Raw genomic sequence first — 12,383 nt, forward strand, 5'->3', positions numbered from 1 at the left:
CGGAGCCGCCCTGCTGCGTGTTACCGAAAGCGCCTAGTAGCGTTCCAGCCAGTGCGCGTAGGGCGCCGGCAGCGTCCAGGAGGGACGTTCGACCTCCAGCTCCCGTGCTGCCTGGTAGCTCCAGTGCGGGTTGGCCAGATGCGCCTTGCCAATCAGAGCCTGATCCAGCTGGCCTGTGGCAATGGCCTGTTCGGCAACTTTTGGATCGCCGAAGCCCCACGCCGAAGAGACCGGTATGCCAGCTTCATCCCGGACCCGCTGAGCAATCGGACCCATAAATCCGGGTGCCCAGGGCACGCGTCCGCCGGGTATGGTGAAACCGATACTGACGCTGAGCAGATCCAGTCCGCCAGCCTTCATGCGCCGGGTGAGTTCGATCGACTCGGCCAGGGTTTCTTCGTCGCGACCATCAAATTCAATCACGCCGAAACGCGCAGTAAGCGGCAGGTGCTCGGGCCAGACTTCCCGCACCGCCGCCAGGGTTTCTAGCAGGAAACGACTGCGGTTTTCGAAGCTGCCGCCGTATTGGTCGTCACGCTGGTTGGAATGCTCGGAGAAAAAAGACTGCGCCAGATAGCCATGGGCGAAGTGCAGTTCGAGCCACTCGAATCCGACGTCACGAGCGCGAATAGCCGCGTCAACAAAGTCCTGACGCACGCGGGCGATGTCATCCAGCGTCATGGCCCTGGGCTGCTTCGGCAGGTTGGCACCGAAGGCAATAGCGGAGGGTGCGATGGTTTGCCATCCGTTTGGATCGTCGTTGGGGATATGGTCATCACCTTCCCATGGACGATTGGCGCTGGCTTTGCGTCCGGCGTGCGCAATCTGGATGCCGGGTACCGAGCCGGCCGCCTTGATTGCTTTCACCGCAGGGATGAATGCCTGCGCCAACTGGTCGTTCCAGATGCCGGCACAGCCGGGGGAGATGCGACCTTCCGGCGACACGGCAGTGGCTTCTACTACCACCAGACCCGCGCCGCCACGGGCCAGCGAGGCGAGATGCACCTGGTGCCAGTCATTGATCAGACCGTCATCGGCTGAGTACATGCACATGGGTGGAACCGCAATCCGATTGCGTAGGGTGACGTCCTTGAGCTTGAAAGGCTGGAGCAGTGCGGACATGAAGACTCCTTCGGAGTGTGCAGGTGGATACTTGATGGTTCTGTAGTTCGATAATATTGGAACTATGGTCCTTTAGCAAACCCCGGTGTATTATTCGCCCTATGCGACCCTACAAACATCCGCCTGCCAGTGATCTCGTTCTTGAACGCGTGCTTTATGCGCTTAGCGATCCGGTGCGTATGGAAATTGTGCGCAAATTGTCCGCAGTGGGGGAAGCCAGCTGCGGCGAGCTGGACGGCGGTCGTCCTAAATCCAGCATGTCCCATCATTTCCGGGTGCTGCGCGACTGTGGCCTGGTGTGTACCCTCGCAGTGGGCACTATGCATATGAATTCGCTTCGCCGGGAAGAGCTGGATCAGCGCTTCCCGGGTTTGTTGGATGCGATTCTCTCAAGCGGCTGATCCGGCTCCGTAGATATCTGCCGCGATCAACAGGCGGAGGTCAGTTCGCGTCGCTCCTGGCGCATGATGAGCAGCAACAGCAGCATTCCCACTGCCATAATCCCCGCCGCTATAAACAAGGCTCCGCGATAGCTGCCGCTGATCATCGCGATGTAGCCGGCCATGGCAGGGGCTATAACCTGCGCTACCCCATAACTCAATGTAAGGCGCGCCATGGCTTTGGACGGATTGGCGGGAAAGTGACGGCCGATAATCGATAGCGTCAGGCTGACAATGCCTACAAAGGTGATACCGAACAGCCCGGCGCTGAGCAGATTGGCAAAAGCGCCGCTACTGATGGCCGGGAGCAGGATCGAAAGAATTTGTAACCCGTAGGCCACCAGCAAAGCAGTTAGCCCTCCGACCAATCCCGCCACGCGGTCCCACAGGAAACTTGCCGGTGCCGCCGCCAGGCCAACTACCACCCAGACCCAGGGACCATTGCCAGCGAACACAGGTAACTGTTCCACAATCGCGACAATGAAGGTGGCACTGATCACGAATCCGACCCCGGCGCAGAAATATGCAGCGATAAACAACCACATCCAGGTCGAGGAGGGCGCAGACGGCGGCTGCTCAGTCGTGCCCTCAGTGGATCGCACCGGGACTGGCGCCGGCAGCCAGAACCAGGCGGGCAGAAAGAACAGGATGCCAAGCAAGCCCAGCCCGATCCACTGACTGTCCCAGGCGAGGGTGCCCACCATGGCGCTGACGGCCAGACCGGATACGACGATCCCGGCACCCAGGCCGGCGAAGTGCAGCCCCAGCTCTGGTTTATGGCCATGGTTGATCAGCCAGTTGAGCACCAGCCCCGACGCAATCAACAGGCCGCCAGCGCTGGAAACCCCCGCGATAAAACGGAACGTAGCCCACAGGTAGAGATTATCGGTCAGCCCCATGGCAGCCGTGCTGAACACTGCAATCAGCAGACCCGCGCGATAGAAGAGAAATTTGCGTTGCAGGTCGTTTGTGGTTGCAGCGAGGAGCGCCCCGGCCATGTAGCCCATGTAGTTGAAGGTAGCCAGCCAACCACCGGCGAGATCGCTCAGGCCTGCGCCGTCGCGCATGACCGGCAGCAAGGGTGTATAGGCGAAGCGGGCCAGGCCAACGGTCAGAATCAGCGCGCAGACGCCGGCAAGTAGTACCCGGGTGCGGTCAACGGAGCGGGTGGCACACAGAACGGAAGATGACGACATGCAGTTCTCGTTTATCTGACAGGCTTACAAGGATCGCGATTTTCGTTGCATACGGCTATTCGACCAAGGACGGCCATGTCATTAGTCAGCGCGGCCGAACTGTCTCGGCTTAAGCCCCTCCAAAGAGGGCACACTGAGCTTAGGAGTACAGCCATGAATGAGGATCAGAAGAAACTCACCAACCGTCAGGGCCATCCCGTCCACGATAACCAGAGTTTGCGTAGCGTAGGCGAACGCGGACCCGCGACGTTGGAAAATTATCAGTTCATCGAGAAAATTACCCATTTCGATCGAGAGCGTATACCGGAGCGCGTCGTCCATGCCCGGGGTACCGCAGCGCACGGTTATTTCGAGGCGTACGGCAAGATCGGCGACGAGCCGGCAAGCAAGTACACCCGCGCCCCGGTAATGGCGCAGGCGGGCGAGAAAACTCCCGTGTTTTTGCGTTTTTCCACCGTGATTGGGGGTAAGGAGTCGCCAGAAACAGCACGCGACCCGCGCGGCTTTGCCATCAAGTTCTACACGCGTGAGGGCAACTGGGATCTGGTCGGCAACAATCTGAAAATTTTCTTCATCCGCGATGCGATCAAGTTTCCCGACATGATCCATGCGTTCAAGCCTGACCCGATCAGCAATCGCCAGGAAGCCTGGCGCTTCTACGATTTCGTCCAGCATCATCCGGAATCGCTGCATATGGTCACCTGGGTCAAAAGCCCCTGGGGTATTCCGGCCAACTACCGGCAAATGGAAGGCTCCAGCGTCAATACCTACAAGCTGGTCAACGAGCAGGGCGAGGCGGTACTGTGCAAATTCTCCTTCGAACCGAAACTGGGGGTGAAGAATCTGACCAGCGAGCAAGCGGCGGAAATACAGAAGCATGACGTGGGCCACGCTACCCGTGATCTCTACGATGCCATCGAGCGCGGCGAGTACCCCGAGTGGGAGATGTGCGTGCAGGTTATGGCTGACGGCGAACACCCTGAGCTGAATTTCGACCCGCTCGATGACACCAAGCGCTGGCCTGAGGAGCAGTTTCCCTTGCTGCCGGTGGGCCGGTTGGTGCTTGACCGCAACCCCTCGAACTTCTTCGCCGAGACCGAGCAGGCTGCTTTCGGTACCGGCGTGCTGGTAGACGGGATTGACTTTTCGGATGACAAGATGCTGCAGGGCCGGACGCTGTCGTACTCCGATACCCAGCGCTACCGGGTCGGCGCCAACTACCTGCAACTGCCGATCAATGCGCCCAAATGTCCCTTCGCCACCAACCAGCGTGACGGGCAGATGGCGCACTATGTAGACAGCGGCGGTGAAAACCCGCATGTCAATTATGAGCCCAGCTCGCAAAACGGGCTTGAGGAGGCACCCTATCCGGGCACCGAGTACAAGCAGTGGATCGAGGGCCATCTGGGCCGCTACCAGACCACCAAGACCGAGGCTGATTACAGTCAGGTGGGGGAGCGCTATCGAAGTTTCGAAGACTGGGAGCGGGACGATCTGATCAACAATCTGGTTGCGGACATGAAAGAGTGCCCGGAAAACATCCAGCTGCGGATGATCTGGCATTTCTGGCATTGCGATGAGGATTACGGCCGCCGCGTAGCGGAGGGGGCCGGGGTTGATCTGGAAAAAGCCAAAGCGTTACCACCGCTGGAAACCCGGCCCGCGCCGGGACAGAACTTCACCGGCTAACGCCTACCGCAAGGGCACCATGACGCTTGCTGCGCCATGGTGCCCGCCTTGTTTTCAGCTCAAGCCGTCAAAGGTTGCATAGGGGTTGTTGCAGGGAATTCTGAAACCAATGAAGTTTACCTGCGCGTTCGGTTCGCCCTGTTTTTTCAGGTAATCAGTCGTTACCAGAAAGTCCGTTACCAGCTTGCGCTCGAATTCATCCACCTTGGCGTTGGTGTAGCCCGTGCCAAGCCCCGTACCCGAGCGGATCCGGTAGAGTCCGATGACGGCGGCGAGTTTTTCTTCGCCATATTCTTCGGCAAACGCATCAACGAAGTTGTTCTCCTGTTCCTCCGTCATCTGGTAATCACCGATGTATTCGTGCAGCAGGGCGGGAATAAAGCTGTGGCTATCTTCGAAGACGATAGCCGCCGACCCAAGCGCAGCCACACTCACCGTGGCCGCCGATAGAGCCAGAAATTTCCGACGATTCATGGGCGCTCCTTAGCTGTAGAGTCTGTCTGCCGCGCGGATGGACAGAGCCGCCGCAGTCAGGCTGGGGTTGGCCGGTGAGCAACTCGGGTAGGTAGAGGTTCCGACCACCATGAGGTTGCGCTTGCTGTGATGGATCATGTCGCCATCGACCACCGAACCGTCTCCCGCTTCGCCTATTCGCAGCGTGCCTTGAACATGGGATTCAGTGATGCGCTTCCTGCGGTAGTGAATGGATTCGACCGGTAGCGGCTCGAGCAGCTCACCAAGGTGCTCCAATGCATACTCAATGCCTTTCTCGGCGTACGCTGACTCGCCGTGATAGTTGATGATGGCGTTTCCGGTAGCGGCGTCCAGCGTAATGCGGTTATCCACGTGCGGCACGTCTTCGGTGACCAGCATCAGCGGCAGCGTTTCGTTCCAGCGGCCACGCTCGGTACGCAGCCCATGCGGCCAGCGGTTCTCGAAGTAAATCAGGCAGGCCGAGCGCTCCTTGCGGAAATCCCCGTCATAGAATGCGTAGTTCAGGCCGGTGGTAATAGTGCTGCCATCAAAGTTGCCAAGCCCGTCCAGATACACTTCGATATCCGCGCCTACCTGCTCATGCAGACCCATGCCGGTCTGGCCATGGGTGATATCCGAGCGCAGCAGGATGGCGGGGCTCTGAATGGCATTGGCGCCGAGCACGAACAGATCACCGAACACCCTGAACTGCTCACCGTCCGAAGAAATGGTGGCGCCGCTGATGGTGTCGCCTGAGTACTCAAGCGTGCGCACTTCGCTGTTCAGGCAGACATCCACTTTCGGATGGCTATAGAGTTCCGCGAAACCGTTTTCGGCCGTGAACTTTGCATTGACCGGACACAGGTTGCAGGTGGCGGTCGCGCAGCATGCATTACGCGTGTTCGTCGCTACCCGGGCACGGCCGGTGGGCATGATGAAGTGATGATCAGGCATGGCCGTCTTCATCAGCCTGTCGATAGCCGAGCCTTTGTGCGGTGGCTGAGGGAAGTCCTGGCTGCGCGGCAGCATGCGGGCCATATCAGGATCGCCGGCAATCGACATGATGTTCTCGGCGCGGCAATAGTAAGGCTCCAGCTCGTCATAGCCGAATGGCCAGTCATGCCCGACCCCGTAGAGAGACTGGGTGTCAAAATCGTTGGGATGAAAGCGCGGGGTTTGCGAATACCAACAGTTCATGCCGCCGCCCAGCCCGATGGTCATGTTCCAGGGTTTTTCGCCGCGGTTGGTGTAGGTGTTTTCGGGGCTGATCACGGAATTGCGTTGTGCTTCAATCTGCCACGCCCAGGGGTGAAAGTCGCCCCATTCGATGATCAGGGCGCGGCCTTCGAGATGCTTGAGAGCTTCGTTGAGAAAAAAGGTAGAGCCGAATCCGGAGCCAATAACGATCAGTTCATAGTGTTTCTCATGTATTGCTCGTGCGCTTACTCTGTTTATATCCATGAATATCCTTGCCGGCAGGTAACCAGTCGGTCGCCTACCTTTTTGATTTTTATCACAAAAAACAGCGCATCGATCCTTTGTGTCCGTCGCGCCATTGCCTTAGAGCATGCTCGGCCGCGTGGGTTCACCTAAAAAGGTGATGAACAGGACATACGGCATCTGAACCGCGCGCCCCGAACGCTGAACCCAGGGCCTTGGGCGGTGGGCGACGGGTCGAAGAAAAGAGCGATAGCGTGCCGAAAATTTATCCGTCACACCGTTAAGCAGTTGGCGTCCGGGTTTAAACTGGGTGAAAACCGTTCCACGGGTGAATGCAATGAGCCATGTTTTGCACCGGAGTCTCGTCCAGTCCTATCCGGTTGCCGTGAAGGGCGAGGGCGTCTATCTGATCGACTCGACAGGCAAGCGCTTTCTGGATGCCTGTGGCGGGGCAGCGGTGTCCTGTCTTGGTCATAGTGACCCGGCCGTGATTGCTGCGATCCAGCGACAGGTTGGCGAACTGGCTTACGCACACAGCTCTTTCTTCACGTCCGAGCCGATGGATCAACTGGCGGACTTTCTTGCCGCCAGAGCGCCCGGCTCGCTGGATTACGTGTATTTCGTATCGGGTGGTTCGGAGGCCGTCGAGTCAGCGCTGAAACTGGCACGCCAGTATTTTGTCGAGAAGGGCGAGCCCGAGCGCAGGCATATCATTTCCCGGCGGCAGAGCTATCACGGTAACACGTTGGGCGCCCTGGCCACCGGGGGCAATGTGTGGCGCCGGGCCCAGTTCGAGCCGTTGCTGGTCGAGACGCATCAGGTCAGCCCCTGCTATGCCTATCGCGAGATGCGTCCGGGCGAGACCGAAGCGGTGTTCGTCCGTCGCCTGGCTGACGAACTTGAGTCCAAAATCCTTGAACTGGGTCCGGATCAGGTCATGGCATTTATTGCCGAGCCGGTCGTCGGCGCTACCCTCGGTGCGGTGCCGCCGGTGGCTGATTACTTTCGTCTGATCCGGCAAGTGTGTGATCGCTACGGTGTGTTGCTGATTGCCGATGAGGTGATGTGCGGCATGGGGCGCACGGGTAGTCTGTTCGTTTCGGCCCAGGAGCAGGTCGAGCCGGATATTCTGTGCATCGCCAAGGGGCTGGGGGCAGGCTATCAACCCATTGGCGCTACCCTGGTCAGCGAGCAGATTGTCCGGACACTCCGGGAAGGCAGCGGGTTCTTCCAGCATGGGCACACCTATATCGGACACGCGACTGCCTGCGCTGCGGCGCTGGCAGTGCAACAGCAGATCGAGTCGCGTCAGCTGCTTTCACGGGTGGCGAGCATGGGGCGCAAGCTGCATGCGGGTCTGCAATCTCAGCTCGGGGAATTGCCCTACATTGGCGATATCCGTGGACGGGGCCTGTTCCGTGGTATCGAGCTGGTGCGCGATCGCGATACCAGGGCGCCTTTCAGCTCAGAACTTAAGTTGCACGCGCGTATCAAAGCAAAGGCGATGGAGCTGGGGCTGATGTGTTACCCCATGGGTGGGACGGTTAACGGCCGCGACGGTGACCATATTCTGCTGGCGCCGCCTTTCATCATCGAAGATACCCATGTCGAAGAGATCGTTGAGCGACTGAGCGAGTCCATCCGTTCGGTCATGCAGGGCATATGAAAGAGACAATGACTATGTATTCCCGGCTGAATGAGTTACGTCCCGAAGCAATGAGCCTGAAGCAGAAGGAAGTCCTTGAGGAAATACTGCGCGGGCCAAGGCAGAATCTCGATGGCCCGTTTCTGGCGTGGATTCACAGTCCCGAACTGGCCAACCAGGCACAGCGGCTTGGTGCATTCTGCCGCTACCATTCGTCCATCCCGTTGCGTTTGAGCGAACTGGCGATTCTTACCACTGCTGCGCTGTGGCAATCCCAGGCCGAATGGCTCATCCATGAACCCATCGCTCTTGAGAACGGCTTGAGCCCGGATATTGTGGATGCGTTGCGTGTCGGTCGAGAACCTCACTTCGAGGATGAGCAGGAGCGAACCCTTTATCTGTTGACCCAGTCGCTATATCAGCATCGCCGGGTGCCGGACGCGCTATATAACCAGGCTCGGGAGCTGTTTGGCGAGCCGGCGCTGGTCGAGCTGGTGGGCATCCTCGGCTACTACGCCATGGTCGCCATGACCCTGAATGTGTTTGATGTCAGGCTGCAAACCGATCAGCCGCTGCCTTTTCCCGAGCCCTAGGGTCTGTCGCAGTTTCATCGCGAGCTGCACTATTCAAGCTCGCTGAGCATCTCCGGCGGAACATCCCTGCGGTGGGCGAGGCTGGTGTCGCCCGTGTCAGGGTGAAACACGATCAGTATGTCGCCCCGTTCAAGTTGCTTCCTCAGTTGAGTCACACGCTGCTCCAGGGGCGCGTCGAAACCGTTGTCAGTGCCGTCGCGCGTAACGAAGTCCTCAAGCATGTTTTCCAGAATTGTTGGGTCGAGCATTTGGTGGGGTATCAGCATGACGTCTAACTCTCATATGACTGTCTGATTGGGTGCAGATGGTACACTGCCGCCTTTTTATGGGTAGGTCGCCCGGGAAATCGCTTGCAAGGTTAACTGTTTTGGCCCGCGCTATCGCTCGCTTGTTCCCCGAACGACCAGCTCTTCGCCCTGGCAGATGCCTGCCGTTAGGTCCCTCAGAGGTTCTCCGAAGTTAATTCATGATTACCGACCCGCTGTTCTATCTGTGCGCCATTCCCGCAGTCCTGCTTTATGGTGTTGCCAAAGGCGGTTTTGGCGGCAACATTGCCATCCTCTCCGTGCCGCTTATGTCCCTGGTGATGGCTCCGCAGACCGCCGCTGCGATTCTGTTGCCCATTCTCTGCACCATGGATCTGGTCGCACTGCGTACCTTTCGCGGACGCTGGAGCACGCCCAATCTGCGGATTATCGTGCCGGCTGCAATGCTCGGGATAACACTGGCTGCGCTGACCTTCCGCATGTTGAGCGAGGCTCATATCCAGGTAATGATCGGGGTGATTGCGCTGGCCTTCGTGCTGAATATCTGGCTGCGCCGCAGTGAGCCGCCTGTCAAGCAGATCAGCCGGGTGCGCGGCGGTTTCTGGGGCCTGGTCTCCGGCTTTACCAGCTTCGGTATTCATGCCGGCGGCCCACCGATCAATGTGTACCTGCTGCCGCAGAAAATGGAGAAAACCCTGCTGATGGGCACCATTGCGGTGTTCTTTGCCGCGGTAAACTTCGCCAAGGTGCCTGGCTACATTCTGCTGGACCAGTTCACTCCGGCCAATCTGTGGACGTCGCTGGTGTTGTTGCCGCTGGCACCGATTGGCGTGCGCATGGGCTTCTGGATGCTCCACCGAACCAATGAAAAGCTTATCTATCAGCTGTGTTACGTCTTCCTGTTTTTCACCGGCGGCAAGTTGCTTTACGAAGGGACGATTGCCCTTGTGAGCGGTTGATGACTGTCAGTTTGATGTGTTCCGACGTTTGCCGCGTATCAGCTCGCGCAGCAGAAAGCGGTTAGGGTGTACTGCTTCAGCTAGCTCTCTTGGCAATGGTAAGGGTTCGCCCTCGATCCAGGCTGCCAGCAGCTCACCACTGAGTGGACAGCTGATCAGGCCGCGGGAGCCATGCCCTGCATTGACATACAACCCATGGTGCCAGACCGTGGGTTCGGTAGGCTTTTTCGAGGCGTCCTTGCTTAGCACCGCGTAGTCCTGCACAAATGCCTCCGCGTCCGCCAGCGGGCCGATCACCGGCAGATAATCGGGCGTGGTACAACGCAGTGCAGCCCTCGCAACAAGCTGAACCGGTTGCAGCGCGGCCGCATCAAGACCTGTCGCCAGCGCCGGGCTCAGCGACTCGAGTAGAGACAGGTTGCTCTGGTTTTCCTCGGTGCTGGGTTCGGTATCCAGCCTGTCAAAACGGAAACTTGCTCCCAGATGATGCTCGCCGCGTCGCGCGGGTGATACGTATCCTTCAGAGCACAACACGGTGCTGAGCGCGCGGCTATGCTCGGTCGCTGGCAGGTGGGTGATCTGGCCGCGGATCCGTTTCAGCGGGAGGTGAGCGCTTGGCGTAAAGCGCTGGCTGTCTGCTGCGGCGCAAATAACGGCGATCTCTGCCCGCGCTATTACGTCGTCTTCTTCATTCAAGGCCTGCCAGATACTGTCTTCTCGAGCCAGCTGCAGGGCTTCGCTACAGGCCATCAATTGAATGTTGGGATGCTGCAACAGCGCTTTGCACAGTGCCGGCGGGTTAACCCATCCCCCCTGCGGGAAGAACAGGCCCCCTGCATTCAGCGCCACGCCGGCTAGCTCACTGGCTCGCTGCGCATCAACGCCCTGCAGAAAATGGTCGGGGTAGCCCTGATCGGCAAGGGCCTTCAGACGCGCGCTTTCCTTCGGCTCAGCGGACAGCTGAAGCACTCCACAGGCCGCCCAGTTATCCTCGTTCTGGGCAAGCGTTTCGTGTAGTAAGCGGAGGCTGTAGGCGTAGCTTGTTTGAATGAATCGTGAAAGTGGCGTCTGGTGTGGTGACAGCTTGCAGTACAGGATGCCCTGCGGATTGCCGGATGCTTCCTGCGCTTCGCTGGCGTGGCGTTCGATCAGTGTCACCTGCCAACCGCGGCGGGCCAGGGAGAACGCGGTACAACATCCCGCCAGGCCCGCTCCGATTATCAGTGCCCGGCGTCCACCTGTAACGGGCCGGGCGGGGCGGGCATACCAGGGTGCGTGCCAGGGTTGGTCCGGGGCGCCAGTAAAGGCACCGGCAAGCATTTCACGCTTGCGGCCGAAACCCTTGACCTTGCGCATCTCGAAGCCGGCCGCTTGCAGCCCGCGGCGTACGGCGCCCACACTGGTGAAGGTCGCAACCGTGGCCCCGGAAGTGGAAAGCCGGGCCATCTGGTCATACAGCGGTTGCTGCCACATGTCAGGGTTCTTTGCCGGGGCAAATCCATCCAGGAACCAGGCGTCCACGCTTGCCTCAAGCTGCGGCAGTGTTTCCAGCAGATCACCAACGAGCAGCGTCAGGGTCACCCGACCGTCAGCGAGACTGAAATGCTGCCAACCCGTAGCGAGATCGGAATACTGTGCCAGCATTTGCGCTGACCAGAACCCAAGCTCGGGCCAGAGGGCCAGGGCGCGCTGCATATCGGTCAGGCTGAGCGGAAATCTTTCGGTGCTGACGAAGTGCAGCCTGGCGCCGGCGGGCGCGAGGGAATCCCATAGTTGCCATGCGCAGAGAAAATTCAGTCCGGTACCGAACCCTGTTTCGGCGATGCAGAAGCGGGCGCTATCGCTCAGCTGCGCCCAGCGCTCGGGCAGGGCGTTGTGCTGAAGAAATACATGACGGGTTTCTTCCAGTCCGGACTCGCGGGAAAAATACACGTCATCGAATTCGACCGAAAAGGGCTGGCCATCGTCAGCCCATGCAAGGTGCGCAAAAGAAGGGGTGGGGGTCACTGCGGCTCCGCTGATCAATTAACGGCGCCATTGTACTCCCGGTGAATCAGCTTCGGCAGTGCTCAACCCAGGTTCGGCAATATCAGCAATAATCCGGTCGCAACGAATACGAGGGCGACACTGGTCAGTTTGGTTCTCTGGAAACGTTTCATGATTCACCACCTTTCTTGTTTTTGTTCGCAGGACTACTTCCAACCCTGCCGCACCAACTCTTCGGTTGATGCTGTCAATGTGTCAGACCAATCCAGCGGTCCCGACAAGTCTTGGCATTATGCCCGTTCTTCGAGCCTAGCTGCATTCCAGACGTCGGGTTAGATGGTTTTGTTACAAGGAATGGGCGCTATGTCGCGGCTGGAAGTCAGAGGACATGTCGGCAAGCTTGAGTACGCATGGATATGGACGGGACATCGCTACCATCAGGCAACACGGATCAGTTCCCCCCGGTGGTAAAAGGGGGGAGGGGGATTCACCTGCAATCGTCCAGCTGAATCCTGAGGCGGCCAGCTGAACTCCGGAGCTCGCCGCCCACCGGCTGTCAGGCTTGCGCAAGAC

The 12,383-nt window shown here is 59.0% G+C and carries 11 protein-coding genes; 5 read left to right on the forward strand and 6 right to left on the reverse strand.

Annotated features, from left to right (window positions below; all coding sequences use genetic code 11):
• Nucleotides 1–33 precede the first annotated feature (33 nt).
• The gene (locus G3M63_RS11690) at nt 34–1,122 is read right to left on the reverse strand and encodes an NADH:flavin oxidoreductase/NADH oxidase (RefSeq protein ID WP_163983237.1); all 1,089 of its coding nucleotides are present in this window, start codon (nt 1,120–1,122) and stop codon (nt 34–36) included.
• A 101-nt stretch (nt 1,123–1,223) separates the two neighbouring features.
• Between G3M63_RS11690 and G3M63_RS11695 the strand changes: the two genes are divergently transcribed.
• Nucleotides 1,224–1,523 (forward strand): helix-turn-helix transcriptional regulator, encoded by a 300-nt coding sequence (locus tag G3M63_RS11695; protein WP_150300359.1) that lies wholly within the window; start codon nt 1,224–1,226, stop codon nt 1,521–1,523.
• Nucleotides 1,524–1,549: 26 nt separating this feature from the next.
• On the opposite strand, the gene G3M63_RS11700 is transcribed toward G3M63_RS11695, so the two are convergent.
• On the reverse strand, nt 1,550–2,758 hold the full coding sequence (locus tag G3M63_RS11700) for a YbfB/YjiJ family MFS transporter (RefSeq protein WP_163983238.1): 1,209 nt from the start codon (nt 2,756–2,758) through the stop codon (nt 1,550–1,552).
• 153 nt (nt 2,759–2,911) lie between these two features.
• Between G3M63_RS11700 and G3M63_RS11705 the strand changes: the two genes are divergently transcribed.
• Entirely contained in the window at nt 2,912–4,447 is a 1,536-nt protein-coding gene (locus tag G3M63_RS11705; protein ID WP_150300357.1) for a catalase, read from the forward strand.
• Between the two features lie 54 nt (nt 4,448–4,501).
• Here G3M63_RS11705 and G3M63_RS11710 read toward each other — a convergent pair whose 3' ends face one another.
• Nucleotides 4,502–4,921, reverse strand: coding sequence for a hypothetical protein (locus G3M63_RS11710; RefSeq protein WP_150300356.1), 420 nt, complete (start codon nt 4,919–4,921; stop codon nt 4,502–4,504).
• Nucleotides 4,922–4,930: 9 nt separating this feature from the next.
• Nucleotides 4,931–6,382, reverse strand: a complete 1,452-nt coding sequence (locus tag G3M63_RS11715) for a GMC oxidoreductase (protein WP_163983239.1) — start codon at nt 6,380–6,382, stop codon at nt 4,931–4,933.
• 316 nt (nt 6,383–6,698) lie between these two features.
• Here G3M63_RS11715 and G3M63_RS11720 point away from each other — a divergent pair, with 316 nt between their 5' ends.
• Both G3M63_RS11720 and G3M63_RS11725 read left to right on the forward strand, forming a co-directional pair.
• Nucleotides 6,699–8,027 carry an aspartate aminotransferase family protein gene (locus tag G3M63_RS11720; protein ID WP_163983240.1) on the forward strand — a complete coding sequence of 443 codons (1,329 nt, stop codon included), beginning with the start codon at nt 6,699–6,701 and terminating at the stop codon, nt 8,025–8,027.
• Nucleotides 8,024–8,599 carry a carboxymuconolactone decarboxylase family protein gene (locus G3M63_RS11725; protein ID WP_306110135.1) on the forward strand — a complete coding sequence of 192 codons (576 nt, stop codon included), beginning with the start codon at nt 8,024–8,026 and terminating at the stop codon, nt 8,597–8,599. Before G3M63_RS11720 ends, G3M63_RS11725 begins: the two co-directional genes overlap by 4 nt.
• A gap of 29 nt (nt 8,600–8,628) precedes the next feature.
• Here G3M63_RS11725 and G3M63_RS11730 read toward each other — a convergent pair whose 3' ends face one another.
• Entirely contained in the window at nt 8,629–8,865 is a 237-nt protein-coding gene (locus G3M63_RS11730) for a YheU family protein (RefSeq protein WP_163983241.1), read from the reverse strand.
• 200 nt (nt 8,866–9,065) lie between these two features.
• On the opposite strand from G3M63_RS11730, the gene G3M63_RS11735 reads away from it, so the two are divergent.
• A complete protein-coding gene (locus G3M63_RS11735) occupies nt 9,066–9,824 on the forward strand; it encodes a sulfite exporter TauE/SafE family protein (RefSeq protein WP_163983242.1) in 759 nt (252 codons plus the stop codon).
• A gap of 6 nt (nt 9,825–9,830) precedes the next feature.
• Here G3M63_RS11735 and mnmC read toward each other — a convergent pair whose 3' ends face one another.
• On the reverse strand, nt 9,831–11,831 hold the full coding sequence (mnmC, locus tag G3M63_RS11740) for a bifunctional tRNA (5-methylaminomethyl-2-thiouridine)(34)-methyltransferase MnmD/FAD-dependent 5-carboxymethylaminomethyl-2-thiouridine(34) oxidoreductase MnmC (RefSeq protein ID WP_163983243.1): 2,001 nt from the start codon (nt 11,829–11,831) through the stop codon (nt 9,831–9,833).
• Nucleotides 11,832–12,383 lie beyond the last annotated feature (552 nt).

Source organism: Pseudomonas sp. OIL-1 (assembly GCF_010669185.1).
Classification (GTDB): Bacteria; Pseudomonadota; Gammaproteobacteria; order Pseudomonadales; family Pseudomonadaceae; genus Halopseudomonas; species Halopseudomonas profundi.

Bases quoted from the DNA above. Each gene is read 5' to 3' on its own strand.
- G3M63_RS11690 (WP_163983237.1), bottom strand. From the start codon at position 1,122: ATGTCCGCACTGCTCCAGCCTTTCAAGCTCAAGGACGTCACCCTACGC.
- G3M63_RS11695 (WP_150300359.1), top strand. From the start codon at position 1,224: ATGCGACCCTACAAACATCCGCCTGCCAGTGATCTCGTTCTTGAACGC.
- G3M63_RS11700 (WP_163983238.1), bottom strand. From the start codon at position 2,758: ATGTCGTCATCTTCCGTTCTGTGTGCCACCCGCTCCGTTGACCGCACC.
- G3M63_RS11705 (WP_150300357.1), top strand. From the start codon at position 2,912: ATGAATGAGGATCAGAAGAAACTCACCAACCGTCAGGGCCATCCCGTC.
- G3M63_RS11710 (WP_150300356.1), bottom strand. From the start codon at position 4,921: ATGAATCGTCGGAAATTTCTGGCTCTATCGGCGGCCACGGTGAGTGTG.
- G3M63_RS11715 (WP_163983239.1), bottom strand. From the start codon at position 6,382: ATGGATATAAACAGAGTAAGCGCACGAGCAATACATGAGAAACACTAT.
- G3M63_RS11720 (WP_163983240.1), top strand. From the start codon at position 6,699: ATGAGCCATGTTTTGCACCGGAGTCTCGTCCAGTCCTATCCGGTTGCC.
- G3M63_RS11725 (WP_306110135.1), top strand. From the start codon at position 8,024: ATGAAAGAGACAATGACTATGTATTCCCGGCTGAATGAGTTACGTCCC.
- G3M63_RS11730 (WP_163983241.1), bottom strand. From the start codon at position 8,865: ATGCTGATACCCCACCAAATGCTCGACCCAACAATTCTGGAAAACATG.
- G3M63_RS11735 (WP_163983242.1), top strand. From the start codon at position 9,066: ATGATTACCGACCCGCTGTTCTATCTGTGCGCCATTCCCGCAGTCCTG.